Origin of the sequence: Acinetobacter sp. BD54 (genome assembly GCF_044778325.1) — a bacterium.
In the GTDB taxonomy this organism is placed as follows: domain Bacteria; phylum Pseudomonadota; class Gammaproteobacteria; order Pseudomonadales; family Moraxellaceae; genus Acinetobacter; species Acinetobacter baumannii.
This window is the reverse complement of sequence record NZ_JANJEP010000021.1, coordinates 1-26,584: the sequence shown is the minus strand read 5'-3', so window position 1 is coordinate 26,584 and position 26,584 is coordinate 1. Positions and strand designations below refer to the sequence as shown.

The 26,584-nt window shown below is 39.5% G+C and carries 28 protein-coding genes; 14 read left to right on the top strand and 14 right to left on the bottom strand.

What is annotated here, in order from left to right:
• Positions 1-238 precede the first annotated feature (238 nt).
• The 3 genes from NQ782_RS19395 to NQ782_RS19385 are packed head-to-tail and all read left to right on the top strand — an operon-like array spanning position 239 to position 2,465.
• Positions 239-742: a YfiR family protein gene (locus tag NQ782_RS19395; RefSeq protein ID WP_001985194.1), complete on the top strand. Its 504-nt coding sequence runs from the start codon at positions 239-241 to the stop codon at positions 740-742.
• Positions 743-747: 5 nt separating this feature from the next.
• The gene (locus NQ782_RS19390; RefSeq protein WP_002014284.1) at positions 748-1,971 is read left to right on the top strand and encodes a diguanylate cyclase domain-containing protein; all 1,224 of its coding nucleotides are present in this window, start codon (positions 748-750) and stop codon (positions 1,969-1,971) included.
• Positions 1,972-1,985: 14 nt separating this feature from the next.
• Positions 1,986-2,465, top strand: a complete 480-nt coding sequence (locus tag NQ782_RS19385; RefSeq protein ID WP_001097560.1) for an OmpA family protein — start codon at positions 1,986-1,988, stop codon at positions 2,463-2,465.
• Between the two features lie 47 nt (positions 2,466-2,512).
• Here the strand turns inward: NQ782_RS19385 and NQ782_RS19380 are convergent, their stop codons facing one another.
• Entirely contained in the window at positions 2,513-3,523 is a 1,011-nt protein-coding gene (locus tag NQ782_RS19380) for a metallophosphoesterase (protein WP_057092899.1), read from the bottom strand.
• Positions 3,524-3,629: 106 nt separating this feature from the next.
• Between NQ782_RS19380 and NQ782_RS19375 the strand changes: the two genes are divergently transcribed.
• A complete protein-coding gene (locus NQ782_RS19375) occupies positions 3,630-5,255 on the top strand; it encodes a phospholipase D family protein (RefSeq protein WP_000079184.1) in 1,626 nt (541 codons plus the stop codon).
• Here the strand turns inward: NQ782_RS19375 and NQ782_RS19370 are convergent, their stop codons facing one another.
• Positions 5,256-6,065 (bottom strand): 1-acyl-sn-glycerol-3-phosphate acyltransferase, encoded by an 810-nt coding sequence (locus NQ782_RS19370; protein ID WP_000195147.1) that lies wholly within the window; start codon positions 6,063-6,065, stop codon positions 5,256-5,258. It lies immediately after the preceding gene.
• Between the two features lie 203 nt (positions 6,066-6,268).
• On the opposite strand from NQ782_RS19370, the gene hflX reads away from it, so the two are divergent.
• The 4 genes from hflX to NQ782_RS19350 all read left to right on the top strand — a co-directional run bounded on the left by hflX (position 6,269) and on the right by NQ782_RS19350 (position 9,230).
• Positions 6,269-7,603, top strand: a complete 1,335-nt coding sequence (gene hflX / locus NQ782_RS19365) for a ribosome rescue GTPase HflX (protein ID WP_000456884.1) — start codon at positions 6,269-6,271, stop codon at positions 7,601-7,603.
• Positions 7,604-7,645: 42 nt separating this feature from the next.
• Positions 7,646-8,017 (top strand): hypothetical protein, encoded by a 372-nt coding sequence (locus NQ782_RS19360; protein WP_000357904.1) that lies wholly within the window; start codon positions 7,646-7,648, stop codon positions 8,015-8,017.
• Positions 8,018-8,027: 10 nt separating this feature from the next.
• Positions 8,028-8,702, top strand: a complete 675-nt coding sequence (locus NQ782_RS19355) for an LrgB family protein (RefSeq protein ID WP_000480818.1) — start codon at positions 8,028-8,030, stop codon at positions 8,700-8,702.
• 84 nt (positions 8,703-8,786) lie between these two features.
• Entirely contained in the window at positions 8,787-9,230 is a 444-nt protein-coding gene (locus tag NQ782_RS19350; protein WP_000514366.1) for a DUF2147 domain-containing protein, read from the top strand.
• A gap of 43 nt (positions 9,231-9,273) precedes the next feature.
• On the opposite strand, the gene NQ782_RS19345 is transcribed toward NQ782_RS19350, so the two are convergent.
• Genes NQ782_RS19345 through pdxA form a run of 3 tightly spaced genes read right to left on the bottom strand, consistent with a single transcriptional unit; the run spans position 9,274 to position 11,933 of the window.
• The gene (locus NQ782_RS19345) at positions 9,274-10,113 is read right to left on the bottom strand and encodes a symmetrical bis(5'-nucleosyl)-tetraphosphatase (RefSeq protein WP_000167246.1); all 840 of its coding nucleotides are present in this window, start codon (positions 10,111-10,113) and stop codon (positions 9,274-9,276) included.
• Positions 10,114-10,926, bottom strand: coding sequence for a 16S rRNA (adenine(1518)-N(6)/adenine(1519)-N(6))-dimethyltransferase RsmA (gene rsmA / locus NQ782_RS19340; RefSeq protein WP_000284347.1), 813 nt, complete (start codon positions 10,924-10,926; stop codon positions 10,114-10,116).
• A 23-nt stretch (positions 10,927-10,949) separates the two neighbouring features.
• Positions 10,950-11,933, bottom strand: coding sequence for a 4-hydroxythreonine-4-phosphate dehydrogenase PdxA (pdxA, locus tag NQ782_RS19335; protein WP_085943429.1), 984 nt, complete (start codon positions 11,931-11,933; stop codon positions 10,950-10,952).
• Between the two features lie 172 nt (positions 11,934-12,105).
• Between pdxA and rplM the strand changes: the two genes are divergently transcribed.
• The 5 genes from rplM to NQ782_RS19310 all read left to right on the top strand — a co-directional run bounded on the left by rplM (position 12,106) and on the right by NQ782_RS19310 (position 14,866).
• The gene (gene rplM, locus NQ782_RS19330) at positions 12,106-12,534 is read left to right on the top strand and encodes a 50S ribosomal protein L13 (RefSeq protein WP_000854895.1); all 429 of its coding nucleotides are present in this window, start codon (positions 12,106-12,108) and stop codon (positions 12,532-12,534) included.
• Positions 12,535-12,546: 12 nt separating this feature from the next.
• Positions 12,547-12,933, top strand: a complete 387-nt coding sequence (gene rpsI, locus NQ782_RS19325) for a 30S ribosomal protein S9 (RefSeq protein ID WP_000224786.1) — start codon at positions 12,547-12,549, stop codon at positions 12,931-12,933.
• 170 nt (positions 12,934-13,103) lie between these two features.
• The gene (locus tag NQ782_RS19320) at positions 13,104-13,757 is read left to right on the top strand and encodes a glutathione S-transferase N-terminal domain-containing protein (protein WP_000110146.1); all 654 of its coding nucleotides are present in this window, start codon (positions 13,104-13,106) and stop codon (positions 13,755-13,757) included.
• A 6-nt stretch (positions 13,758-13,763) separates the two neighbouring features.
• Positions 13,764-14,192: a ClpXP protease specificity-enhancing factor gene (locus NQ782_RS19315; RefSeq protein WP_000003709.1), complete on the top strand. Its 429-nt coding sequence runs from the start codon at positions 13,764-13,766 to the stop codon at positions 14,190-14,192.
• A gap of 17 nt (positions 14,193-14,209) precedes the next feature.
• Positions 14,210-14,866 carry a hypothetical protein gene (locus NQ782_RS19310; protein WP_057092902.1) on the top strand — a complete coding sequence of 219 codons (657 nt, stop codon included), beginning with the start codon at positions 14,210-14,212 and terminating at the stop codon, positions 14,864-14,866.
• A 104-nt stretch (positions 14,867-14,970) separates the two neighbouring features.
• Here the strand turns inward: NQ782_RS19310 and NQ782_RS19305 are convergent, their stop codons facing one another.
• From NQ782_RS19305 to NQ782_RS19280, 6 genes are read right to left on the bottom strand one after another with little or no spacing between them, the layout of a single operon-like run.
• Positions 14,971-16,911, bottom strand: a complete 1,941-nt coding sequence (locus NQ782_RS19305; RefSeq protein WP_057092903.1) for an acetyl/propionyl/methylcrotonyl-CoA carboxylase subunit alpha — start codon at positions 16,909-16,911, stop codon at positions 14,971-14,973.
• Between the two features lie 18 nt (positions 16,912-16,929).
• Positions 16,930-17,766 (bottom strand): enoyl-CoA hydratase/isomerase family protein, encoded by an 837-nt coding sequence (locus NQ782_RS19300; protein WP_057092905.1) that lies wholly within the window; start codon positions 17,764-17,766, stop codon positions 16,930-16,932.
• 10 nt (positions 17,767-17,776) lie between these two features.
• Positions 17,777-18,934 carry an acyl-CoA dehydrogenase family protein gene (locus NQ782_RS19295; RefSeq protein WP_000673010.1) on the bottom strand — a complete coding sequence of 386 codons (1,158 nt, stop codon included), beginning with the start codon at positions 18,932-18,934 and terminating at the stop codon, positions 17,777-17,779.
• Positions 18,935-18,976: 42 nt separating this feature from the next.
• Positions 18,977-20,590: an acyl-CoA carboxylase subunit beta gene (locus NQ782_RS19290; RefSeq protein WP_057092907.1), complete on the bottom strand. Its 1,614-nt coding sequence runs from the start codon at positions 20,588-20,590 to the stop codon at positions 18,977-18,979.
• A gap of 10 nt (positions 20,591-20,600) precedes the next feature.
• On the bottom strand, positions 20,601-21,512 hold the full coding sequence (locus tag NQ782_RS19285) for an SDR family oxidoreductase (RefSeq protein ID WP_000121939.1): 912 nt from the start codon (positions 21,510-21,512) through the stop codon (positions 20,601-20,603).
• A 20-nt stretch (positions 21,513-21,532) separates the two neighbouring features.
• Positions 21,533-23,338 (bottom strand): acyclic terpene utilization AtuA family protein, encoded by a 1,806-nt coding sequence (locus NQ782_RS19280; RefSeq protein ID WP_057092909.1) that lies wholly within the window; start codon positions 23,336-23,338, stop codon positions 21,533-21,535.
• A gap of 186 nt (positions 23,339-23,524) precedes the next feature.
• On the opposite strand from NQ782_RS19280, the gene NQ782_RS19275 reads away from it, so the two are divergent.
• Positions 23,525-24,124, top strand: coding sequence for a TetR/AcrR family transcriptional regulator (locus tag NQ782_RS19275; protein WP_000562187.1), 600 nt, complete (start codon positions 23,525-23,527; stop codon positions 24,122-24,124).
• A gap of 31 nt (positions 24,125-24,155) precedes the next feature.
• On the opposite strand, the gene NQ782_RS19270 is transcribed toward NQ782_RS19275, so the two are convergent.
• From NQ782_RS19270 to NQ782_RS19260, 3 genes are all read right to left on the bottom strand, one after another.
• Positions 24,156-25,319 carry an acyl-CoA dehydrogenase family protein gene (locus tag NQ782_RS19270; protein ID WP_057092911.1) on the bottom strand — a complete coding sequence of 388 codons (1,164 nt, stop codon included), beginning with the start codon at positions 25,317-25,319 and terminating at the stop codon, positions 24,156-24,158.
• Positions 25,320-25,454: 135 nt separating this feature from the next.
• Entirely contained in the window at positions 25,455-26,018 is a 564-nt protein-coding gene (locus NQ782_RS19265; protein ID WP_057092913.1) for a DUF4256 domain-containing protein, read from the bottom strand.
• 19 nt (positions 26,019-26,037) lie between these two features.
• Positions 26,038-26,388 carry a GFA family protein gene (locus NQ782_RS19260; protein WP_057092915.1) on the bottom strand — a complete coding sequence of 117 codons (351 nt, stop codon included), beginning with the start codon at positions 26,386-26,388 and terminating at the stop codon, positions 26,038-26,040.
• Positions 26,389-26,584 lie beyond the last annotated feature (196 nt).

The window sequence follows — 26,584 nt, the reverse complement described above, 5'->3', positions numbered from 1 at the left end:
AGCAATCAACCTAATCACAAGTAACTGTTTTTCAACAAGTTTATATCTGCATCACCGCCGATGGATGTGCATTATAGACCATTAATAACCCTTTGCAACCCCTTTTTATAGCAATTCATATCAAGCGGTCGTTTTTTAGGCTTTTTACTAGATATTAGATGAGATATTAAACTTTTTTTAGTTATTCAACTTCATGTAGAATAGATTATTCGTGCAATTGATTTGGCATTAACTCACCATGTGGCACTCCGCTAAGAAAGTATTATTTTGCATACTTGTAGTGTTTGCTACGAGTGGGCCTGCTTATGCCAATTCAAAACATAACTTTTATGTGCTCACTTTATCTATTTTAAGTTATAGCAAATGGGAGAATGTAAGCACGCCTACTCTTTGCGTAATTGATAATGCATCAATTACTTCTACCTTCCAGTCTTATATTCAACAATTATCTTATAATTATCGTGTACAAACCGTTAATGCTAAAGATTTTTCTAAATCGCATTGCCAGGCTGTTTATTTCTCTACTACACCACCTCAGCAGCAACAAAACTTAATTCAGAATTATCCATATCGTTCTTTGCTTTCTTTAAGTATTAATAACCCAGAATGTGAAGTTGGTAGTATCTTTTGTTTATATAATCAAAATAATTACACCACTTTTAAAGTTAACTTAGATGCATTAAGCCATTCCAAGGTCCATATTGATCCAAGGGTTTTACTCTTGGCTAAGAACGCGGAGTAAGGATTATGATATCTAAGTTGTATCAATCCACTTCGCTACATGCACTTTTTAGAAAGTCTCAATTTACGATCTTTGCTATAACTTTCTTTATTTGCTCTTTTACATTTGTATCAATTTCCGTTTTTACGATGGAAACTTATGCAAAACAAAATTTGCAATTACTTAGCCATACTCTTCTTGAGCGTATTCAGCCTGCCGTTGTGTTTAACGATAAGATCACGATCGAACAAATCTTAAATGAATACACAAATGATCACTCTATTCGAGCAATTCATATTTATGACTCTGAACATCACCTGATTGCTCAAAGTTTTAAGTTGTCGAGTCAAACTTCGGTGTTAGAGAAATGGTTTGATCACTGGTTTTTAAATGAGCCGGTACATTTGACGATTTATCATCATCAACAGAATGTAGGTGAACTCACCCTTTTTGGTAGCTCTGAAAAAATATTGCAATTTTTAAAGATGATTATGGTCGGCCTTGCTATTGCGATGCTATTTATTGTTTGTGCATTGTGGTGGTCAGTGAATTTGACTTATCGTCAAATTATGCAAGCGATTTACCCACTCACAAATATTGCTCAAATCGTGAGTGAACAAAAAGCTTATAACCTTCGTTTTCCTTATAACCGAATTAAAGAGTTTCAAGATCTAAATACAGTTTTTAATGAGCTACTTGAAGAAATTCAGATTTGGGATAATCAGCTGCAAAAGGAAAATCGTAAATTATCGTTTCAGGCTCATCATGACCAGCTGACCCTATTACCGAATAGACATTATTTTTATCAGATACTATTAGATATGTTTGAAGATAAGGATTTTGATAATAAGTCAGCCTTATTGTTTATAGATAACAATAACTTCAAATCAATTAATGATCAGTTCGGACATTTAGCTGGTGATGAAGTTTTAAAAGAGATGGCGAAAAGGTTACAAACGCGTTTACGTCATCAAGATTTTATTGCCCGTTTAGGCGGTGATGAATTTGCGGTTATTTTGCATTCCATTACGCATGCCGATCATTTAATATCTATTGCTGAAAATTTACTCGAAAGCTGTAAAGAACCTTTGCATCTAAATGATCAAACGATTTATTTCAGTTTTAGTGTAGGGATTGCTTTATCCCAATTTGCGTCTAGTCCAGAAGATTTTATTATGCAAGCAGATCAAGCGATGTATAAGGCTAAGACTTCTGAGCAACATTGGTTTATTTATAAACCAGAGAATTAAATTTAGGCTAATTTATGAATACAAGATCTTTGAAACTCTCCTTTATTGCATTGCTGTGCATTGCGCTTGCAGGTTGCTTGAGTTTTGGTCCTTTGAAATATCGTCAAGTAAAAATGCTAAAAAAAGAGGGGTTTGTACTTACTAATGAAGGCTGGACTCTAGGTTTACCAGAACGCTTATTATTTGATTTTAATGACGCAACATTAAAACAAAGTCATGAAGCAGAGCTTACACGTTTAGCAAATCAATTAAATAAATATGATTTGAATAAATTAAAAATCGTTGGTCACACTGACGATGTAGGTAATCCCGAATACAATCAGAAGTTATCTGAAGAACGTGCACAAAGTGTTGCGAACCTCTTTTTGACTCACGGTTTTAAAAAGGAAAATATTTACGTTATTGGACGTGGTTCAACTCAACCGTATGTACCGAATACAACCAATGAAAATCGGGCAATTAATCGTCGTGTTGCTATCGTAATTATTCCTTAAATTTCTCATTATAAAAAAGCCAATCCTTTGTGATTGGCTTTTTTGTTTTATACAAGTTCAATAATATCAATAGTAGGCGGTACACGAAATCTTAATGGTATTCCAACCATACCTGTTCCTACGGTAACAAATACATCAGCGTGTTCATGCGAATAGAAACCACGTTTATGGCCTAAAATTGATACTTTTTTCATAATATAGTTGGTTACCCACGGAAGTTCGACCTGCCCTCCATGTGTATGACCTGACAACATTAAAGGGCGGTTAGGTAATTTAGGGACCATATCTACCGTATCGGGGTTATGGGAAAGAATTAACCATGGTTTATCTTGAGGTAAGTCTGGCATTGAACGCATATCGGTTTTCCCTGCCCATAAGTCACCAATCCCGATTAAACGAAACTCATCAAACTCAACAATTTTTCCTTCAATGTCTATTACATCATTGTAGTGAAGTGCATCTTTTAATAATTGTTGAATAGGCGGACCCGGATATTGCTCGTCATGGTTCCCTGGAACTGAATAAACTGGAGCTTTAATATCTTTAAGTACACTCAGTTCCTGTACTAGCTTATCTTCTGGCTCATAAGTCCAATCTCCTGCCACAACTACTAAGTCTGGCTGTTGTTCATTGAGCTTTTTCACAATGATTTTGAGTTGACGTTCATGCCCAGAGAATAGACCTATATGTAAGTCTGCAATTAAAGCGACTTTTACAGGTTTAGCAAAACGGCGATCTGGGTTTAAACGATATTGGTGAACATCGACACGTACCATATGTGGCTCTATAAAACGTGCGTAAATGAGAATACCGCTTAATAAAAAGATAAAAATGGTTTCATGAATTGAGTAATAACCTATCCAACCAGCGTATAAATTAAAGAACCAAAGTGGAACAAGAAGATAAGATAGATAAAAAGCAAGTAAGTGAACAAAAGCTTTAAATGGATGAATCGTTTCAGTACGTGATTGATGAACCCAGGCTTCAATAATTCCCCAGAGAGCAAGTATTGAAAAAATAAGGTAAAAACAAAAGATGATTGAATTTGGGTTCCACATTACGATTCTCGACTTATCTTATATTGATTGCTAGTAATCAAATTCAATATTTATCTTTCAATATGCACGAATTATACTCTAGCTCACCTTATCGTATGTATTGATTATGGCACAATCCTTTCATTCCAAACAGCTTCAAACTCATCAACTGGCTAAAGGCTTTTTGATTAAAGCTTCTATAGTCGTATGTTCAAGTTTCGCTGTGGCTTTGACAGGTTGTAGCACATTACCCAAACATAGCCCTGAACCAATCCAGTACGCACGAGATATCGATACATCTCAAACTTCTCTTTCAAAAATTATTACGCCTTTACGTGAAAAAAATCCGAATTTAACGGGTTATCATCTTTTAAATGATCCCTTAGAAGCACTCGCGGCTCGCTTAAGGCTGATTGATAAAGCCGAAAAGACTTTAGATTTACAGTACTATATTTGGGATAACGATAAAGTCGGTGCTTTAGCTTTACATGCAATTATTCGTGCTGCTGATCGTGGTGTTAAAGTACGTTTATTAATTGACGATAATAATGCTAAAAAGATGGAAGGCGTGTTACTTGCGCTTTCTCAACATAAAAATATTGAAGTTAAATTATTTAATCCCTACCGTTTCCGCAAATATCGCGCGATGGATATGATTTTAGACTTAAAACGTATCAATCGTCGTATGCATAACAAGAGCTTTATTGCTGATAATCAGGTTGCGCTTATTGGTGGGCGCAATATGACAAATCAGTATTACAACGTCAGCGACAGTTATCAATTTTCTGACGTCGATGTCATGTTGGTTGGTGCTGCCGTTGATGATATCGTGAATTCTTTTGATGACTACTGGAATCATGAATATGCATATTCAGTCCAAAGTATCGTCAGTGCTCAACAACACCGTTTGCGCTATGAAAGCTTAAAACAACAACTTGATGCTCATTATCAACAAGCCACCGTTCAGAACTTCCTTGACTTAACCTCTAGATCACATGCTTTTGATAAATGGTTAGACCGTAATATTAAATTTGATTGGGTTAAAGCAGAGGTTGTGAAAGACTCACCTGATAAAATTAGATCAAAAGCGAAAAAAGAAGAACATTTAAATTTCCAATTGATTAACCATTTGGAAAAACCAGAAAGCAATGTTGACCTGATTTCGGCTTATTTTATTCCAGAAAAGCAAGGCGCTAAAATTTTAAGTACGCTTGCTAAAGAAGGTGTAGAAGTTCGAGTTTTAACAAACTCATTCAAAGCAAATGACGTAGCTGTTGTTCATGCGTTTTATGGAAAATATCGTAAAGAACTTTTGAAAAACGGCGTTCAACTGTATGAGTTTTTACCGACTCCAGATAAACGCGATTTGAATAAGAATACGGATGAGCTGGCAACCAAAGCGAAAGTAAACATGAAAGGTTTAAGCCGCTCAAGTTTACACACCAAACTTATGGCATTAGATGAACAGGTTTTTATTGGTTCATTCAACTTTGACCCACGTTCGGCATATTTAAATACTGAAATTGGCGTAATTTTAGATAGTCCATCACTGGCCAAAACAATTCACCATACGATGGATGAAAACTTAAACAAATATGCTTATAAATTAAAGCTCGATCCAAACAATCATATTTACTGGCAACAGGAAACTCCAAAAGGCCCTGTAATTTATAAAAAAGAACCAGAAATGAAATGGTGGCAAAAGGCAGGCATGAAACTACTATCATGGCTGCCACTCGAAGGTTTTATGTAATTAACTTTTTGGCTTAAGTACTTTTTTATGTAATTGAGCCAATCCTTCAACCATTTTTTCTTGCACTTCTTGAGTCAAACTTTTTACATCATGGCCTTCTACCGAAATAGGAGGAAGTGTAAGTAAATGAGCTGTTACTTTCGGCATTTCTAGCACACGTTGAATATGCTCAACGAATGACATCTCACCAATAAATGGTGCAACGGTATCTAACTCACCATGACGGTTTACGTAACAGATTAAACATACCTGTACCGGACGCTGAGCTTCGATAGCAGCTCCGAGTAAACGACCATGAACCCGCTTAACAGAATGGCCATCTGTAGTAGTCGCTTCAGGGAAAAATAAAACCGGAATATTTTGTTTTAAAAATTCGGTAATTTGCTCTCGAATTTTAATGGAGTCACCTGATCCACGTTTAATAAATAAGGTGCCCCCACCTTTCGCCAAATTGCCAAGAATAGGCCACTTTTCTATCTCGGCTTTAGCTAAGAAGAAGACACGTGCACCTGAACCTAAAACGGCGATATCAAGCCAAGAAATATGGTTACTCACCCATAAAGCGGGCTCTCTAGGGATTGTGCCATGTACTTGAACTTCAAGATTAAATACTTGACATAAACGACGACAGAAATATTGAACATATCGAGTGTTAACAGGGTTATTTGGATCTTTATAAAGTCCATGACGATAAACTAAGTAAAAACCTTCACTGATTGCCGCAGTCGCTGAAGTAACTTTTTTTCCGTATAAACCTATTTTTGAAAATTTCTTTAACGTTGAATTCACTATACTTTGCGTTTGAGTCATAAAATTTCACTAACGATCAATCATTGTTATACCCATCTCGAGCCATTCTATACGTTTCGGAATAAACTTGCATCGCTGTGTGATAGACACAAATAAAAATAAAATGCGCTGTAGTTAATCTAAAGAATAAGAGTAAACCCTTTCCCCTTTTGTCCAAGTTTCCTCTAGAATAAAGTTTTACCCTATTCAGGATTTATAGCCACGTGGAATATGTTGATCGGCATCAAGGCGGTGAACGCACAATATTAGTGAGTGTGTCTGTACAATTATTAGATGATCTGGATGCCGAAGAATTTGCTCTACTTGCACAGTCAGCTGGTGCAGATATTCTTGAGCACATTAAAGTTCAACGTAATAAACCGGACCCTAAGTTTTTTATTGGTTCAGGTAAAGTTGATGAGATTGCAGAACAAGTTCAGGACTTAGAAGCAAGTCTTGTTATTTTTGATCATGCATTAACCCCTGCCCAAGAGCGTAATTTAGAAAAGATTTTAAAATGCCGCGTTATTGACCGCACCGGACTCATCTTAGATATTTTTGCCCAGCGCGCGCGGACCCATGAAGGTAAATTACAAGTTGAACTTGCTCAGTTAAAACATTTATCAACCCGTTTAATCCGTGGTTGGTCTGCTGATTTTGAACAACAAAAAGGTGGTATCGGTTTACGCGGTCCCGGTGAATCACAACTCGAAACAGACCGTCGTCTCATTCGTGTTCGTATTACCCAGTTAAAAGATAAGTTAGAGAAAGTCCATCAAACCCGTATGCAAGGACGAGCTGCAAGACAAAAAGCTTCGATCCCAACTGTTTCATTAGTTGGTTATACCAACGCGGGTAAATCAACCTTATTTAATATTTTAGCAAAAAGCGATGTGTATGCAGCCGACCAACTATTTGCAACACTTGATCCAACCTTACGTCGCCTAGAATGGGATGGAATTGGTACGGTGGTTCTAGCAGATACTGTAGGGTTCGTACGAAACTTACAACATGATTTGGTCGAATCATTTAAAGCAACTTTAGAAGAAACGCTTGAAGCTACCCTGCTTTTACATGTCATCGATAGTAGTAGTCATGACATGCTTGACCAGATTGAAGCCGTTGAAGGTGTATTGAAGGAAATTGGCGCGGATGCACCCGTACTTCGTGTTTATAACAAAATTGATTTGAGTGGCGAAGAAGCGAAAATTATTTATTCAGAGCCCCATGTTCCAGATCGTGTTTATGTATCTGCACACTCAGGGTTAGGTCTAGATTTACTTCGCCAAGCCGTACAAGAATGTCTAATGGGACAACTTCAACACTTCTCATTGGTACTTAAACCTGCTTATGGCAAATTGCGTACTCAACTTTATGCTTTAAATGTCATTCAATCTGAGCATTATGACGATGAAGGGCTATTACATATTGATATACGAATTGCACCTCATAAGCTTGAGCAGTTAATTCGCCAAGCCAAACTCCCTATAGATGAGATATTAGGTGAACGCGCGAGTCAGTTTAAAAGACCACTGGAAGAGTTTGAAATCAAGCACTAGATCAGTTAAAACTTGATAAGTAAACTTTTAGAGATAAAAAATATGGATAAGATCAAAAGTATAGACTGGGCAGCATGGGTAGGAACTTTACTACTTATTATCGGTTTTCGCGAAGGCTCAGTCGTCGTTATGCGTGCTTTTGGTCATCCAGAGTTAGGCAATCTGGTAGGTTTAATTAGTTTACTTATCGTTTTACTCATTTGGCGTAAATTTAAGAAAATCCCGCTAAGACTTGTCGATACTAACAATAAAGTCATGAAAGAAAGTGGTTTTGCTTTTTTACCCATTTGTGCAGGCTCCTTAATTATGCTGGTGCATATGGGTAAAGAAATTCCGCTATTTCTTTTTGTTTTGGTAGTGAGCACCCTTATACCCTTGTGGGTCTATGCAAAAATGGCAAAACATTGGTTATAAGGAGAATAAAATGTTTATGATTCTTTATGGATTTTTGATCACTTTAGTTGGCTACCTTTGTGCAAAACCATTAAACCGCCGCTTTCCTCAAGTTCCCCTTTTAGTTTTCGGCATGTTCATTGTCATTGGGCTATTATCAATCTTGAAAGTTCCCTATGAAGAATACCGGCTTTACGTAAATGATTTATTTAGCCATTTATTAGGATATGTCACGGTTGCTTTAGCTATACCTTTGGCTGCAATGCGTTATGACGATTTACCTCTTAAATCGGTGATTGGTATTTTATGCTTTGCCAGCATTAGTGCCGTTGCTTTACCAATGGGCCTTGCTTACCTACTGCATATGTCTGAGCCGACTATTTTGGCTTTTGCTACACGTGCAGTAACCACCCCAATTGCTTTAAACATCGCGACCTTATTACATGCTCCAGAGACATTAGTCACTCTCATTGTGATTTTATCCGGAGTTATTGGTGCAGCATTTTCACCATTTTTACTTAAGCATATACACGATGAAAGAGCTTCAGGTTTAGCTCTAGGCTTAGCTGCACATGCAATTGGAACTGCTCAGGCTTGGCAACGTGGACCTGTAGCAGGTCGTTATGCGGCATTTGGTATGGCATTAAACGGTGTATTTACTGCTATTTGGCTACCAACCTTCATGTTATCTTTTGGAATACACTGATTAAAAAGTAGTTTAAATAAACATTGAACCCGTTATTAATTACAAATAAGATGGACCTTTCAAATCTAAAAGGATTTTTTGATTATGGGGAAATTTTTTGTTGGAGCTTTGCTCCTAGTGGGAATAAATACAGCTACTTTTGCAGCTGATATTACAGGTCTTTGGCAAACGATTGATGATAAAACAGGTACACCTAAAGCACATGTAGAAATACGGAAAGAGGCAAATGGTACTTATGCAGGTAAAATCGTAAAAATTACACCGCGCCCAGGTTATACGCCAAAAGAAATTTGTGATAACTGTCCTGCGCCTTATACCAATAAGCCTATTTTAGGCTTAGATATCGCAACCGGGCTCAAGCAAACTGATAATTCAACCTATACAGGTGGAAAAATTCTAGACCCAAATACGGGTAAAGTTTACGGATTAAAAGCAAAACTCAGTGCAAATGGTAAACGTCTACACATGCGCGGTTACCTTGGGGTATCTGCTTTAGGTCGTAATCAGATCTGGATTCGCCTAGAATAAATATCTTAAAAATAAAAAAAGCCGTTTCAGCGGCTTTTTTTTATTACATAACAGGATTGCTCACAGAAAAAGCTTGTTGATCTTCAAGACGATAAGCAATTAAGTTTTTACCCCATACACAACCACCATCAACATTTTGGATGTGCTCACTAATAGTTCTACCCTCTAGAGCAGCCCAATGTCCAAAAAATATTTGATGGGTTTGTGCAGCCTTACTTGGAAATTCAAACCACGGTAAATAACCTTCTGGCATTGGTGCATCTAAAGTATCTTTAAAACTAAACTCCAAAGCCCCTTCTGCATTAGTTAAACGCATACGAGTTAAGTAATTGGTAATACAACGTAAACGTTCATTACCTGTCAAATCATCTGTCCAAAGATCGGGTTTTGAACCATACATTTCAGCTAAAAATGCATCTAGCACAGATAAATCATCATGCGCCAATACAGCCTCAACTTCTTTTGCCAATGCAGCAGTTTTTTGTGCATCCCAAATACAAGGTACACCTGCGTGCGTCAGTATTGTTTGCTCATTTGGAAATAAACATAACGGCTGTTTACGTAACCAATCGATAAGATCATCACCATCCACGGCGTCAATAACATCCCGCGTGCGATCTTTTTCTTTAATTTCCTTAAGACCGCGAGCACCGGCAATCAGGGTTAAATCATGATTACCTAATACAGTAGCAGCAGCCCCTCGATCAGCTAGTTTTTTAATAAAACGTAGAGCACCTACAGAGTTTTCACCACGTGCAACCAAGTCACCAGCAAACCAGATAAAATCTTGATCAGGGTCAAAACGTATTTCTTTTAATAGCGCTTTAAGTGCCTCAAAACAACCTTGCACATCTCCAATTACATAGTTATAGCGCTTAGTCATTTATGCCACCATTTGATCTGCCAAAGCCACAAACTCTGCAAGAGTTAAAGTTTCTGGACGAGCCATTGGGTCGACTCCTGCTTTCTCGAAACCATCCTCTGCCAACATGCCTTTAAGACTGTTTCTTAGCGTTTTACGGCGCTGAGTAAAGACGTGGGCAACCAAGCGAGCTAAAGCTTTTTCATCTTTCGCCGTAATTGGTTTTTGTTCGTAAGGAACCAAGCGAAATACTGCACTTGTCACTTTTGGTGGCGGGTTAAATGCGCCTGCTGGAACTTCAAATAAAAAGGTAGGCTGACAATAATATTGGATCATGACTGATAAACGGCCATATTCTTTTGTATTCGGTTCAGCAGTAATACGTTCTACCACTTCTTTTTGCAACATGAAGTGCATGTCTTTAACTTGGCTACCAAATTCCAAGAGATGAAAAAGTAATGGTGTAGAAATGTTATAAGGCAAATTGCCGACAACGCGTAATGGACGCCCATCTTTTACAAGCTGACTAAAATCATATTTTAATGCATCAGCTTCTACGATAGTTAAACGTTCTGGATGTGGCACGCGTTCAGGTAAGCCAGCAGCTAAATCACGGTCTAATTCAACTACAGTTAATGCATCACATTCTCCAATTAAAGGAGAAGTTAAAGCAGCTAAACCTGGACCAATTTCGACGATATTATCACCTGTACGCGGATTGACTGAGCGTACAATTTTGGCAATGACTCGTTGATCATGTAAGAAGTTTTGACCAAAACGTTTACGAGCTTTATGCCCTTCATCTTTCGGGTTTAGGGCATTAATTTGATACATAGAACATTTCCAACATGAAAAATTTAACTCGCTGCCAAGGATAAAGCTAAATCGACAGCGACATTTAAACTTGAGCTTTTTGCCAATCCTGTCCCAGCTAAAGACAGAGCAGTACCATGATCGACCGAAGTCCGAATAAATGGTAAGCCCAATGTGATATTGATTGCTTCACCAAAACCCTGTGATTTTAACACAGGTAAGCCTTGATCATGGTACATCGCAAGAACAGCGTCAGCATTTTTAAGATGTTCGGGCGTAAATAAAGTATCAGCTGGCAAACTTAAACTTAATTTAACTCCCTGTGATCGGTAGCTCTCAAGTACCGGATTGATCGTATCAATCTCTTCACGTCCCAAATAACCATCTTCGCCTGCATGAGGATTTAACCCACATACTAAGACTCGAGGATCATTAATTTTAAATTTAGTCTTTAAGTCGTGAAGTAAAATATCAATCACTTGATGCAAGCGTTCTTTGGTAATTGCATCTGCAACATCTCTTAATGGTAAATGAGTTGTCACCAGAGCTACCCGCAACGTTTTCGTTGCCAGCATCATAACAACACGCTCTACACCTGCAAATTCTTGATAATATTCAGTATGTCCACTAAATAAAATCCCTGCATCATTAATCACCGACTTTTGAACAGGAGCAGTGGTTACACCGACGCTCTTACCAGACATAGCATAATCAGCTGAGCGACGTAATTGCTCTAATACATAAGCGGCATTAGCAGCATTAAGCTGTCCATCAACGACTATAGTTTCTAGGGGTACATGTTCTATATAAAGCTCGCCTTGCAAAGACGATTCAGCTTGTCCGCTATACTCTAAAAATTTAACGTCTAGACCAAGCTTTTGAGCGCGTTGTTGTACTAGATTTCGATCAGCCAAAACCACAACAGGACGTTCATCAACCCGTTTTGCCAGACTTAAACAAATATCTGGACCAATACCGGCAGGTTCACCGGAAGTGACATATAAAGGCAGCACAATCACCCCCGACACATCTCTAAAATTTGAATTATTTTAACATATCCTACATTCATCGGATTAGGGATAAAATTATGTAGCTTATATGGGATTTTTCTTGTGATTGACAACAAACTCGTTTAGAATCTCGTCTCCTTTTTGTTTGAGCGATGTCTAGCTCAAACCAACTATAATAGGTAGTGTTTGAATGAAAACTCTCAGCGCAAAGCCTGCTGAAGTACAACACGATTGGTTCGTTGTTGATGCTACAGGTAAAACTCTTGGTCGTTTAGCGACTGAAATTGCACGTCGTTTACGCGGTAAGCACAAAACTTCTTATACTCCTCACGTTGACACTGGTGACTACATCATCGTTATCAATGCTGAACAAGTTCAAGTGACTGGTAACAAAGCGCTTGACAAGAAATACTATCGCCACACTGAATTCCCAGGCGGTTTAAAAGAAACTAATTTCGAAAAATTAGTTGCTCACAAACCTGAAGAAATCTTTGAACGTGCTGTTAAAGGCATGTTGCCAAAAGGTCCTCTTGGTTATGCAATGATCAAGAAGATGAAAGTGTACGCTGGTAGCGAGCATCCACACGCTGCTCAACAGCCACAAGTTTTGGACATCTAAGGGATACAGCACATGGCTACTAATTATGGTACAGGTCGCCGTAAGACCGCAACTGCACGTGTTTTCTTGTCAGCTGGTACAGGCAAACTCGTTATTAACAACCGTACTTTAGAGCAATATTTCGGTCGTGAAACTGCTCGTATGGTTGTTCGTCAACCTTTAGAGCTTTTAGAAGCTACTGAAAAATATGACCTTTACATCACTGTTAAAGGTGGTGGTATCGGTGGTCAAGCTGGTGCGATCCGTCACGGTATTACTCGTGCACTTATCGCTGCTGACGAAACTTTAAAACCTGTTCTTCGTCAAGCTGGTTTCGTTACTCGTGATGCTCGTGAAGTTGAACGTAAGAAACTTGGTTTACGTAAAGCTCGTAAACGTCCTCAATTCTCTAAACGTTAATTCGTTTACCGAATCGGACAAAAAGCCTTGGTTTTCCCAAGGCTTTTTTATTGCATATTCATTTTGTAGATGAGTGAAACAGATAAATATATGAAACTCTATCTTTGTCACCGTGATTTCCACGCATATTTTTAGTATTCTAACCGATTCACACAACCATACCTTGTGATATGTCGGTCGAAAACACCTCAATTCAGGGAATTACCCTTTACAGCCATGCTGATGATTTCCGTTCACACTGGATCCGTTTTTTATTGGCAGAAAAACAAATTAAATATCAATTAATCGTGACTGATCACGAAGATGAAGATCTGGCAAGCCTAAATCCTTATAATCAATTGCCAATGCTGGTTGAGCAAAATCTTAAATTATTTTCAGCACCTATCATTGCTGAGTATCTCGATGACCGATATCGTCAGAATAAACTATATGCCGATGCCCCTATGGCACGTGCAGAGCAACGCCAATATATTTGGCGTCTTGAAAATGATTGGTTTAAGTTGGCCGATCATATGCTCAGACATGCAGATACGTTAAATATAGAACAAAAACAAAAAGCACAAAAAGAATTGCGTGACACCTTAATATCACTTACCCCTTTATTTCAGCATTTCCCTTATTTTATGTCCGAAAATTTTTCAATCCTGGACTGTATGCTTGCTCCAATTTTTGTGAGACTTAATAGCATGGGAATTGATTTACCAAAGCAGCAGTGTCGACCTATATTTTTGTATTGTAAACGTATCTTTAGCCGCCCTTCTTTTGTTAAATCCATGACGCCCCAAGAGAAAACCCGTTACAATGAACTATTAAATATGGAATAGTGTGATATGTCTGAGCAAACTATTGAATTAACCCCTACACGTCCTTATCTTGCTCGTGCAATCTATGAATGGATTTGTGACAATCAACTCACACCTTATTTACTCGTTGATGCAACACAACCGCACACTGATGTACCACAACAGTTTGTGAAAGATGGACAAATTGTTTTAAACATTGTGCCTCATGCGGTACATCAACTACTCATTAGCAATGATGCGATTACATTTTCAGCACGTTTTGGCGGCGTTTCCAAAGATATTTACGTACCTATCCAAGCAGTTTTAGGTATTTATGCACGTGAAAATGGACAAGGTTTATTCTTTGACCCTGAAGAATATGCCAATGTAGCGCCTGTAGAAGATAAGTTAGACTCGGAAACACAAGAAACATCTGAACCAACCAAGAAAAAGCCAACATTAAGAATTTTAGATTAATTTTAGAGGAATAAAGTATGGCATTTGATTTAGTCCAATACTTTGCTGAGCAAATAAAAATTCAAAAGCCTCAGCTTTTAAATCAATATCCAGCCAATGAGAAAAATAAGCTGATTGACGAAGTGAATATATTGACGCTTGGTAAATTAATCAGCTTATGGCGTCAGGACGACAATAAAATTTATCATGAAATCAAAACTGCCGATCCATTGTATATTCAAGAAGTTGCACGTCATCTAACTACGTCAAAACACAATAAGTCAGTTTTAAAAAATTCTGAACTTGAGCAAAGTATTTCTGAGATTCTAGCATTACAGTTAACAGAACTTAATCAACTTGATGAGACTGGTGGTTTCGGCCAAAGTGGTTTAAAAGAGCTCATTTTAGGGCAAGTTGAACATTTATCTGGCCAAGCTGAAGATTGGGTTTGGTCAACAAACCATCTAACAGAGCTCATTGGTTCTAAACCTGTTGGACAAGAAGAGCTATCATTGGATGCAACAATGAAGGAGTTCAACCAAATGGTTCACCAAGCCCAACCACATCATGAAGATTTACATGTTGAAGAGCAACCTATCGAAACTTTTATTCCTGGATGGTCAAAAGTTATCGCTCCTCTTGTTGCTTTAGCTATTTTAGGCTATCTCTATTGTATGTATACACAGCTTGTATAATTTTGTTTTTTATAATTAAAGGGAACGTATGTTCCCTTTTTTGATTTAAATAATCATCTTCTATAAATCAATAGTGATTACTAGTAACCACAATTGCTCTTCTCTTAAATTTGGATACTAAATAGCATTTGCCGTTTTTTCACTTGTTGACCTTGCTGACCTAAAATTTCATCGACTACACCATCCACATCAGATTTAATCTGTTGCTGAATTTTCATGGCTTCAAGAATCAATAATGTTTGGCCCTTTACTACTTGATCGCCTTCATTGACTAGGATATTCACTACAGCCCCATCCATCGGTGATCGAATCTTGCCATCTCCCGCTACATCGGTAGCTTCTGGTGCAGCGTAAGTCATATTGCGTATCAAAACATTGCCATTATCTCGATCTAGATAAAGCTGATCACTATCTAATACATACTGCACACAGCGACGTACACCATCAATTAAGTAAACTAGTTGCTCTGGCGTTTTCTCAAGCACATCAATACAAACTACTTGATCACAGAACTGTACCGTGAATGTGTTATTTACAGATGAAAGCTGCAATTGAATTTGCTGATCGGCAGTTTGTAATTTTAACGGTAATGGCACACCAAGCCCAGTTTGCCACACTGTAGTACATTTACTTTGGCTAAATAATGCCGCAGCAATTGCTAAGGTTTCTAAAGATAAAACCTGATGGTGTAAGCTGGGATCATTTTGGAAATGCTGTTGGATAAATGCTGTATTGGTATCCCCTGTAACAACAACTGGATGGCGCAGTAAATTGACCAAGAACTGTTTATTACTATTCACTCCAAGTAAAACACTATCATCGACTGCACGAGCCAGTAAGCGAATCGCATCCTCACGGGTTTTACCGTATGCAATTACCTTTGCTACCATCGGATCGTAAAATGGACTGACTTCATCAGTTGCTAACATGCCATGATCAATTCGCACATTTGGCAAGGTTGCAGGCTTCCAACGTAAAATTTTTCCTGTTTGTGGCAAAAAGTCCTGACGTGGGTCTTCTGCATACAAACGTACTTCGATCGCATGTCCATTTAAGGTCAATTCCTGTTGCTTTAAAGGTAACTGCTCACCATTCGCCACACGTAACTGCCATTCAACTAAATCCAACCCTGTAATAAGCTCAGTGACCGGATGTTCTACCTGCAAACGGGTATTCATCTCCAAAAAGTAAAATGCACCCGATGCATCTAGCAAAAACTCAACTGTACCTGCCCCAACATAAGCACATGCTTTTGCCGCTGCTACAGCTGCCTCGCCCATTTGCTGACGTAGTTCAGGCGTCATCACTGGACACGGTGCCTCTTCAACAACCTTCTGATGACGGCGCTGGATTGAACAATCGCGCTCAAACAAATACACATAATTACCATGTGTATCACCAAAAACCTGAATTTCGACATGGCGTGGAGCAATGACTGCTTTTTCTAAAATGAGCTCGCCAGAACCAAAAGCATTTTCAGCTTCTGAACGTGCGGTTTGTAATGCCTCAAACAACTCGGATACTTGCTGTACCAAACGCATGCCACGACCGCCGCCACCCGCAGAAGCTTTGACCATAATTGGAAAGCCAATCTGCTCAGCTTGAGTTGCTAAATATTCGAGATCTTGTCGGTCACCTTCATAGCCCGGCACACAAGGGACGCCCGCCTCAATCATGGCGATTTTTGAAAGGCGTTTACTGCCCATTAACTCAATTGCAGAAGCGGTAGGCCCAATAAATGTAATCTGGTTGTCGATACATGCCTGAGCAAAATCAGTATTTTCTGACAAAAAACCATAGCCGGGGTGAACTGCATCCGCCCCTGTTTTTTTGCAAGCTTCAATAATTTTAGCGATGGAGAGATAAGACTCTGATACTTTTGAAGCACCAATATAAACAGCTTCATCAGCCTCTTGCACATGGCGAGCATTACGGTCTGCATCGGAATAAACTGCGACGGTTTGGTAACCCATTGCCTTGGCTGTTTGCATCACGCGAACTGCAATTTCACCACGATTGGCAACCAGTATTTTTGAAAATTTCATTATTTTTATCCTTATCTTTTATGATTCATCGGCCCAATTTGGTAACCTTTTCTGGATAAAAGCCATTGTTCCTTCTTGTCCTTCAGCACCACCAACCGCTTGAGCAAACTGCTGTGCAGCATCATCTAGCAACTCATTTAAAGGTTCATTGAGTGTTCGATGTAACAATGCTTTAGTCACACGTGAAGCTTGAGGAGCTGCTCGTTTAATGTGTTGAATGGTTTCCTCTAAAGCTTGCTCAAGTTCAATTTCATTATGTGCAATTTGATGAACCACACCGACACTCAGTGCTGTATGCCCTTCAAAACGCATGCCGAGTAAAGCCAGTCGGCGTGCCTGAGTCAGGCCAATACGTTTCACCACAAAAGGAGCAATTTGTGCAGGAATCACACCAAGCCCAGTTTCAGGTAAACCAAACTGCGCATTATCACGGCTAATGGCAACATCAGAAACACATGCCAGCCCAAAGCCTCCACCTAATACCGCACCTTCTAAAATGACCACAACAGTCTGTGGTGCAGTTTCAACTTGCTCAAGCATGGCACCAAAACGGCGGTTAAAATCAGCATAAGGTTGTAGACTACCGACATGAGTTGCTTCAACGCGTAAAGCAGCCATATCTTTAATGTCACCTCCCGCACAAAAAGTCCCGCCCTCACCACGGATGATGACCGCGCGAATTGAAAGGTCATCGCGTATGGCATTAAAGACTTGTTGAATTGCATTGACCATATTCAAGTTCATGGCATTACGGCTCTCCGGTCGGTTTAACCAAAGATATAAAATACTGCCGTCTTGTTCTAATTGAATACTGTCATCAATATCTAAAGCTTGAAGCGATGCTGAAAGTGTCATTGCTGATTCCTTATTTTTGTTTTTTTGGCAAGATATCCATCAACTTACAGATAATCCCTAACATAATCTCATCTGCGCCACCCCCAATAGAGCCTAAACGACCATCACGATATAGCTGGGATGCAGGGTTATCCCACATAAAGCCATTGCCGCCCCAATATTGCAAGCAGCTATCGGCAACTTCACGGCTTAAACGGCCTGCTTTGAGCTTTGCCATAGATGCCAGCTTAGTCACATCTTCACCCGCAATATGCTGTTCACACGCTTGGTAGGTTAAAGCTTTAAGCGCTTCTACTTCAGTCATGAGTTCGGCAAAACGAAAATGGATATATTGGTTATTGATGAGTGGTTGACCAAACGTCGTACGCTCTTTGGTATAGGCGATAGTCTTTTGAATTAAATTTTCCAAACCACCAATCGCATTAGCACAAGCCCATAAACGCTCTTCCTGAAATTGCATCATCTGCATCATGAAGCCCATACCTTCAACGCCAACCAAGTTACGCTGAGGTACACGTACATTGTCTAAATAAACCTGCGCTGTGGTCGTTGAACGCATCCCTAATTTATTTAACGGCTCTGAAAAACTAATCCCTTTAGTTTTGGCTGGCACAATAATCATCGACTTATTAACATGTGGTTTATCGTCAGATGTGTTGGCTAAAAGACAGAAGAAATCGGCCTGCAGTGAGTTGGTAATCCACATTTTGCTGCCGTTAATGACATAGTCATCGCCATCTTTTTTAGCAGTCGTTTTAATAGCAGCAACATCCGAACCAGCATGCACTTCCGATACCGCAATTGAGGCAACATATTCTCCAGCAATGGCTGGTGTTAAAAACTCATCACGTAATTCTTTGCTACCAAAACGCGCCAAAGCAGGTGTTGCCATATCGGTTTGTACACCAATGGCTAAAGGCACACCGCCGCAAGCTGCGCGTCCAATTTCTTCAGCAACAACCAAGTTATAAGAGTAATCTAAAGCCAAACCACCATTTTCCTCAGGCTTACAAATCCCCAATAGACCAAGATCACCCATCTTTTTAAATACATCGTGGATCGGGAAACGTCCAGCTTCTTCCCATTCTGGAATATGTGGATTCAGTTCATTTTCAACAAATTGACGCGCTGTGCGACGTAATGCTTCATGTTCGGCAGTAAATTTCATGGCGTTGTTCCTATTAATTTTTTTAATTACGGTAAAGATTGATTAAAAACGAGACACACCAAAACGGGTCGGATTTAGTTCGCGTTGCTGTGCTTCATAAATAGTTTCTAAAAGAAAAATAAGTAATTTTCGGGTATCTCGCGGGTCAATAATGCCGTCATCATGTAGCATGGCCGTATTGAAAAGCGCGGTAGATTGCTGCTCTAATTTCATCGCAGTACTTTGCTCAAGAAAATCGAGCATTTGCGAATTCGGTTCCTGCCCGGAAGCTTTTTGTTTCCCTTCAGCAACAATACGCAGTACCTTTCCGGCCTGTGCAGCTCCCATTACAGCAACATGCGAGTTCGGCCAAGCAAAAATAAAATCTGGCGATAAACTCCGACCACACATTGCGTAGTTACCAGCACCATATGACCCTGCCACAACGATTGAAATTTTAGGTACAGTACAATTGGCAACCGCTTGAATCAGTTTTGAGCCATGCTTAATAATGCCATTTTGCTCGGCATCGGTTCCCACCATAAAGCCAGTAGTGTTATGTAAGAATAATAACGGACGGTTGGTCTGTTCACATAAGTGAATAAACTGAGCTGCTTTCGCTGCTCCTTGAGGCGTAATCGGGCCATTATTGGTAATAATACCGATATGCAAGCCTCCAATTTTTGCCCAGCCACATACCGTTAAATCATCATATTCCTGCTTAAATTCTAGAAAATCTGAATCGTCAATAATACGGGCAACCACTTCTTTCATATCAAATGGTTGTTTAGGATCACTTGGAATAACACCCAACAGTTCCTCGGTATCGTAACGAGGCTCTTTATAAGTCACATCAACTGGTTTGATTTGCTCTTTCCAGTTGAGGTGTTCAAAAATTTCACGTGCAAGCCGAATACCGTCAGCATCATTTTCGGCCAAATATTCTGCTGTTCCAGCAACCTGTGCATGCATTTCCGCCCCACCCAATTCCTCCGCTGTGGCGACTTCACCCGTGGCAGCCAGAAGTAAAGGTGGACCTGCAAGAAGCATCTCTGTTTGTTTGCGTACTACAATGACATAATCCGAAAGACCTGGTTGATAAGCTCCTCCTGCCGTTGCGTTCCCATGTACCACTGCAAGTTGTGGAATACCTGCTGCAGACAAACGTGCCTGATTGGCAAAAGTCATACCACCATAGGTAAATACTTCAGCTGCATAATTTAAGTTAGCACCGCCACTTTCGGTCAGCGTAATCAGCGGGAGTTTTTGTTTTAAGGCAATTTTTTGCAAACGCAAAGTTTTCTGTACACCCATAGGTGACATGGTCCCGCCTTTAATCGCGCTATTACTTGCAGAGACCAGACAACGCACACCACTGACAAAACCAATGCCAGCAATTACACCACCACCAGCTTCGGAGCCATCCTTGTCATCATGCATGTTGTAGCCAACCAAGCCACAAAGCTCGACAAAAGGCGAATCGGCATCGAGCAATAACCGTACACGCTCATGCGGCAGAATCTTGCCTTTCTTGTCAAACTTCGGTTTAGCAGCATACGATTTATCAATACTTTTTTGCTGAATTGCACGGACTTCATTCAGTTGAGCAAGCAGTGCCTCTTTATTCTTTTGATACTGTTCACTACCAACAGTAATTTCGGATTGAAGAATGGTCATTTTTTATTCCTCACTCCGAGCCTGAATTATTGCTTTGCTCGACTTTCTCAGTCTTATCTTTTTTAAAAATTTCAGGAATAAACGCGCGGTGGAAACCATTATAAGATTGACTATTTGTTGCTTCGGCTAGTGGGTACATGCGTGTCCCTTGCGATGCAGCGCCATCTATACGCAAAGTTACACCTGACACAAAAGCCGCAGCATCGGACAGTAAATAACAAATTGCCGATGAGACTTCCGACTCAGTTCCCATACGTTTTAACGGTACATTGCCGGCAAGACTTGGAATAATTACCTTGGCAAAATCACCGCTATAATTATCCATACCGGATGACACAATCCACCCTGGTGCAACCGCATTTACACGAACACCAGATTTGCCCCACTCAACCGATGCTGTTTTAGTTAAGTTATCAACCCCTGAACGCGCAGCACCAGAATGTCCCATTCCCGGCATACCCCCCCACATATCAGCAGTCATATTGACAATACTGCCACCATGTTTAGCCATCCATTGGTTATAAGCTTCACGCATTAGATAGAAAGTTGCGTGTAAATTATTACGCACGACTGCATCGAAACCATTCGCCGAAATATTCTCTAAAGCTGACGGAAACTGGCCGCCCGCATTATTCACCAAACCATCGAGTTTGCCGAATTTCTCAATCACTTCGGCAATCATATTTTTCACTTGTTCTTCTTCACGGTTATCACAAACAATGAAATGAACTAAACCACCATCTTCTATTATTTCTTGGCTTACTTTTTCTAATTTTTCAATTTTGCGTCCTGTAATCACTACTTGAGCGCCAAGGGCTGCAAGCTCATGTGCAGTACAACGGCCAATTCCTGAGCCACCACCTGTCACAATAATGACTTTATTGGCGAAAGCATCTGGTCTAAATATTGATTGATAACTCATCTTTGTTTCATCCATTCATTTTATTTTTCTAAAAGATGTGCCGGAACTTTAACAGGCATATCCAATAACTGTTGGGCAAAGGCTTTACCTTGCGGATCAATACGTAAGCTGGCAACACCACCACCGCCTAAGGCATTCTCCAACATAAAATTCAGTGCATTTAAACCCGGTAACTCATAACGAATTACTCGCCCTTTCTCAGCATCCAAAACATGTTGCATATAGCTTGCAACAGACTGTTCAGTTAGTGCTGCACGAATCCATGGTAAATAGTCTGCTTTACGTGCAATCACGCCAATATTGCTATGATTACCTTTATCACCACTACGGGCATGCGCAATTTCAATCAAAGGAACTTCAATTTCATCTCCTTGATAAACTACATTTTCACCTGCCGTCAATGTAAGCAATTGCTCTGTAGAAACCCCTTGTGGAATTTCAACCGCGTGACGTTGGCTATCAAAATCGATTTCAACATTCACCTGATTTTTATCAATTAAAAATGAAAATAATTTGATCACTGGAGATGCTTTGGGTCGGCCTCCAACAATTCCTGCCAAGGCTGGAGCCATACCTGTCGAAGCTTGTGCAATTTCAGATGCAAAGAACATACATGCTTCTTTAAACATGTGTTTTACAGCTATTTTGACCACAACTTCACGACTATTTAATGTTTGGGCATGATCGCCATAGGTACTTTCAATACCTAAAATTTCAACAGACTTTTCACTAAATGGCGGCACTGAACGCATTGCTAAAACACGTTCACACTTAGTCAAAATCGCATCAGCAATGACTTGTGCTTTTTGTGGTGCCTTACGTCCTGCAATGAGGAAACTCACTAAAACCCGATATCCATCTGGGTAAGTCGCGCTGACTTTATATTGTGTAGTTGGTGCTTGTCCTTTTGCACCCGTCACACGAACTCGGTGCTCCCCCACTTGCTCTAAATGCACGTGGCTGAAATCAGCAATTACATCGGGTAGTAAATATGCTTGAGGATTGCCTATTTCATAAACAATTTGCTCTGCAACAGTAGCAGTAGAAACCAGACCACCCGTACCTTGAGGCTTAGTTACAACAAATGAGCCATCTTCACTCACTTCAACCACTGGAAAGCCCATGTTGTCGAAGCCCTGTACCAATTGCCAATCGGTAAAATTACCACCCGTACATTGGGCTCCACATTCAATCACATGACCTGCCAACGAACCTTGCGCCAATTTGTCATAGTCATCTAAAGGCCACTGATATTCATGAAGTAAGGGTGCAAGTACCACAGCAGAGTCAACTACACGGCCAGTAATTACAATATCGGCGCCTAAGTCTAAGGCATCACGAATAGCAACCGCGCCTAAATAAGCATTACTGCTCGCCACCTGTTCTGGCAATGCTTCTCCGCTAAACATTTCTTGAATATTCTGTGATTTTAGCTGCTCATGTTTTGGCAAAAGATCATCACCTAACACCACAGCCACTTTCAGATCTAGACCATACTCTTTAATAATTTTTTGCAAGGCATCCCGACAAGCCAATGGATTAACACCACCCGCATTACTAATCACTTTAATCTTTTTTTCAGCAATTTTTTTTAGTAAGGGTGCCATGACTCGGCTGACAAAATCTAAAGCATAACCATGTTTCGGTTCTACCATCTTCGCTTTTGCCATAATCGACATGGTAATTTCGGACAAATAATCAAAAACCAAATAATTAATATCGGTCAAATGCACTAACTGAAAAGCGGCAGTATTGGTATCTCCCCAAAACCCAGAGGCACACCCTATTTTTACGACTCGATGATCATCCTGCTGATTATTTGCCATTCTATTTCTCATTATTTTGTCTAAAAATCAGCCTCAACATTACCAAGCAAGCGCTTGGTTTGTAAAGCGCAAAATGTTATTGTGATGTTGACCAAATCTTCCAAATTCAGCAAATAACCTGAAATGCGATGAAATTTAGTGAAAATTTCCACTATAGACTTTTAGATAAAGGAACAAACTGAGCACATGATTGCCACCTCAATTGAACAGATTCCAAATATCCCCTGCTTTGATGACAGTCCACGTGGCCGTTTATTGCACGGTGCTGCCTATCTTTTTCATAAGCAAGGCTATGATAAAACCACTGTTCGTGAACTTGCTCAGTTTATTGGAATCCAATCGGGAAGCTTATTTCATCATTTCAAAAGTAAAGATGATATCCTCGCTCATGTGATGGAACAGACCATTATCTATAATCTTGCCCGTTTAAATGATGCAGCAACTCAATCTACAGACCCAGAACAACAATTACGTGCTCTTATTAAAGCCGAACTGATCTCAATTACTGGAGATACTGGTGCAGCCATGGCTGTGTTGGTGTACGAATGGTTCGCTCTATCAAAAGAAAAGCAAGATTATCTTTTAAAAATGCGTAATGAATATGAGCAAATCTGGCTCGATATCATTGAAAAGTTACGCACACAAGGTAAAGTCAAACACGATGCTTTTATTTGGCGACGCTTAATTGGCGGTGCAATTTCATGGACTGTAACTTGGTATAAATCTGAGGGTAAAGTCAAAATTGATGAGTTAACGGAAATGGTTTGGGAAATGGCTTTGAAATAAAAAAGGTGGCTCAAAGTCCACCTTATAAGAATTAATAACCAAGCTGTTTACTAATCAAATCTTTCATAATTTCTTCAGCACCACCGCCAATCATATTGACCTTCACTTCACGGTAAATACGTTCTGACTTGGTACCTCGCATAAAGCCCATACCACCTAATGTTTGTACAGCTGCATCAGCACAAAATTGCATAGTGCGAGTCGCAACATTTTTAAGCATTGAAATTTGCGCCACCAACTCAGGTCCTTGTAACTTCGGCTGAGTCATTTTCCATGCTGTTTCTTCAAGTAATGCCCGCGTTGAGGTCAGTTGGGTTGCCATATCTACCAATTTATGGCGTACTACTTGATGATCAATTAATCGCTTACCAAAAGTTTTACGTTGCTGTGCCCACTCTAAAGCTTCTTCATAACAGACTAATGCATACCCATAAGCGACTACTCCCAAGAAAAACCGCTCCATATTAAAGTTATTCATAATAACTTTAAAACCGGCATTTTCTTTGCCAAGTAGATTTGATGCAGGTACTCGTACTTGATCAAAATGCAAATGTGCCGTATCTGATGCCCACCATCCCATTTTCTTCAAAGGCGTTTTAGTAATACCTTCACTATGTGCATCAATGAGTAACATTGAAATGCCTTCTGCACCCGATTTTGTCGGATCAGTACGCACTGCAACTGTATAATAGTCTGCACGAATTCCCGATGTAATAAATGTTTTCTCGCCCGAAACAATATAATAATCCCCATCTCTGACAGCTTTAGTCTGTAATGCAGCAACATCTGAACCACCACCAGGTTCTGTAATCGCTAAAGCCGAAATTTTCTCACCGGAAATAACACCTGGCAGAACTCTAGCCTTTAACTCCTCACTCCCAAAGTGCTGAATGGGAGGGGCGCCAATGGTATGGACCATGAGCGAGATATGCACCCCACCTGAACCCGCCTTTGCCATTTCGATACCAGCCAGTAATGAATAGAATGGATCTGCATCTGGAATACCACCATATTCTTCTGAAAAACCTAGACCTAGTAATCCAATTTCGGCAGCCTTTTTATAAAGTTCTCTTGGGAATGTCTCAGCCTCATCCCATTCATTAACGAAAGGTGCCATTTCTTTTTGTACAAATCTACGAACATTATCGGCAAAAGCTATATGTTGTTCATTATAGTAAATTGGATTGAGCTGCATTTTTAGAAATGTCCTGATGTTTTTATTTAATTCCAGAACATATCTTGTCATGTTTACCATCCGTCAAAAGTTGCAAGAATCTCCATTTTCTTGGCATAAAATATCAAATCCAAACGATCGAGTTGATTGCAAGACCTATACCCTTAAACAGCAGCGAAAACCACGAGCTGCATAATATGACTGGGCTCCATTGTGATAGATGAAGACTCGACCATAGCGACGGTCCGCAAAAAGAGCTCCTCCTAATTTTCGAATTTCCTCTGGAGTAGCAAGCCAGCTTGATGTTTTTAGATCAAACTCCCCGAGCTGTTGTAATTGGTGATATTGCTCTTCTGTTAGGAGTTCAGCCCCTATTTCTTGGACTAAGTCTATTGCGCTATTTTTAGGAGGCTGATCTTTTCTAGATTCTAAGGCCTCTCGGTCATAGCAAAGGCTTCTACGACCTTTGGGGGTTTCAGCAGAACAATCGACGAATAAATATTCATCTTTTTGCTTGTTATACGCTACAAGGTCTGGCTCTCCCCCAGTATTCTCCATTTCTTGCAATGTCCATAGTTTATCTGGAGACTCAATGAGTTTAGCTCGCACATTCGTCCAATCAATTTCTTTATGTCGATGTATATTCTTTTCAAATCTATTTTTTAATAATTCAAGCAACATATCTATTTGTTTTGAAGTTAATTGTTTTTTAGTCATCATTGAATAAACCTTATAGTTATTAAACAGAACGCCCATCAAAATAATTTATTTTTAACTTTTCTAAATCAATATCATCTATACATCTAACATTAATCGCAAAGATCGAATTATCTTGGGCATCTATACCTTGGGCATAGGGATGAATACCGCAATTTTTACAGAAATGATGATTAATCACATGCTTGTTAAAAGTGTAACTCGCTAAAATATCAGGAGAATCTAAAGTAACGGTAACCTGATTAGTCGGCAGGAACCAAAGTAAAGACCCTTTCTTTTGGCAGATAGAACAATTACAAGATAAGGCTTCTGTTAGCTCACCTTCCGCGGCAAACTTTACCTGACCACAATGGCAACTTCCTTTATATTCCATTTCATTTTTCCTATTTCTAATTTTTTATAGTTTTATAATATTCTGCCGTTTAGTTCAATTTTCAATCTAATAGAATCGAGCAAGCATCCAAAAATGATTTGTAGCTCTATATTTAAATAATTCTTTTCTGATTGATTTCTTGCTATAAAAAAACACCCCAACCTCTTTTGAGATTGGGGTGTTTAGAATAATGAGC

Coding starts and splice junctions, on each gene's coding strand:
- NQ782_RS19395 (WP_001985194.1), top strand. CDS start 239: ATGTGGCACTCCGCTAAGAAAGTATTATTTTGCATACTTGTAGTGTTT.
- NQ782_RS19390 (WP_002014284.1), top strand. CDS start 748: ATGATATCTAAGTTGTATCAATCCACTTCGCTACATGCACTTTTTAGA.
- NQ782_RS19385 (WP_001097560.1), top strand. CDS start 1,986: ATGAATACAAGATCTTTGAAACTCTCCTTTATTGCATTGCTGTGCATT.
- NQ782_RS19380 (WP_057092899.1), bottom strand. CDS start 3,523: ATGTGGAACCCAAATTCAATCATCTTTTGTTTTTACCTTATTTTTTCA.
- NQ782_RS19375 (WP_000079184.1), top strand. CDS start 3,630: ATGGCACAATCCTTTCATTCCAAACAGCTTCAAACTCATCAACTGGCT.
- NQ782_RS19370 (WP_000195147.1), bottom strand. CDS start 6,065: ATGACTCAAACGCAAAGTATAGTGAATTCAACGTTAAAGAAATTTTCA.
- NQ782_RS19360 (WP_000357904.1), top strand. CDS start 7,646: ATGGATAAGATCAAAAGTATAGACTGGGCAGCATGGGTAGGAACTTTA.
- NQ782_RS19355 (WP_000480818.1), top strand. CDS start 8,028: ATGTTTATGATTCTTTATGGATTTTTGATCACTTTAGTTGGCTACCTT.
- NQ782_RS19350 (WP_000514366.1), top strand. CDS start 8,787: ATGGGGAAATTTTTTGTTGGAGCTTTGCTCCTAGTGGGAATAAATACA.
- NQ782_RS19345 (WP_000167246.1), bottom strand. CDS start 10,113: ATGACTAAGCGCTATAACTATGTAATTGGAGATGTGCAAGGTTGTTTT.
- rsmA (WP_000284347.1), bottom strand. CDS start 10,926: ATGTATCAAATTAATGCCCTAAACCCGAAAGATGAAGGGCATAAAGCT.
- rplM (WP_000854895.1), top strand. CDS start 12,106: ATGAAAACTCTCAGCGCAAAGCCTGCTGAAGTACAACACGATTGGTTC.
- rpsI (WP_000224786.1), top strand. CDS start 12,547: ATGGCTACTAATTATGGTACAGGTCGCCGTAAGACCGCAACTGCACGT.
- NQ782_RS19320 (WP_000110146.1), top strand. CDS start 13,104: ATGTCGGTCGAAAACACCTCAATTCAGGGAATTACCCTTTACAGCCAT.
- NQ782_RS19315 (WP_000003709.1), top strand. CDS start 13,764: ATGTCTGAGCAAACTATTGAATTAACCCCTACACGTCCTTATCTTGCT.
- NQ782_RS19310 (WP_057092902.1), top strand. CDS start 14,210: ATGGCATTTGATTTAGTCCAATACTTTGCTGAGCAAATAAAAATTCAA.
- NQ782_RS19305 (WP_057092903.1), bottom strand. CDS start 16,911: ATGAAATTTTCAAAAATACTGGTTGCCAATCGTGGTGAAATTGCAGTT.
- NQ782_RS19300 (WP_057092905.1), bottom strand. CDS start 17,766: ATGACACTTTCAGCATCGCTTCAAGCTTTAGATATTGATGACAGTATT.
- NQ782_RS19295 (WP_000673010.1), bottom strand. CDS start 18,934: ATGAAATTTACTGCCGAACATGAAGCATTACGTCGCACAGCGCGTCAA.
- NQ782_RS19290 (WP_057092907.1), bottom strand. CDS start 20,590: ATGACCATTCTTCAATCCGAAATTACTGTTGGTAGTGAACAGTATCAA.
- NQ782_RS19285 (WP_000121939.1), bottom strand. CDS start 21,512: ATGAGTTATCAATCAATATTTAGACCAGATGCTTTCGCCAATAAAGTC.
- NQ782_RS19280 (WP_057092909.1), bottom strand. CDS start 23,338: ATGGCAAATAATCAGCAGGATGATCATCGAGTCGTAAAAATAGGGTGT.
- NQ782_RS19275 (WP_000562187.1), top strand. CDS start 23,525: ATGATTGCCACCTCAATTGAACAGATTCCAAATATCCCCTGCTTTGAT.
- NQ782_RS19270 (WP_057092911.1), bottom strand. CDS start 25,319: ATGCAGCTCAATCCAATTTACTATAATGAACAACATATAGCTTTTGCC.
- NQ782_RS19265 (WP_057092913.1), bottom strand. CDS start 26,018: ATGATGACTAAAAAACAATTAACTTCAAAACAAATAGATATGTTGCTT.
- NQ782_RS19260 (WP_057092915.1), bottom strand. CDS start 26,388: ATGGAATATAAAGGAAGTTGCCATTGTGGTCAGGTAAAGTTTGCCGCG.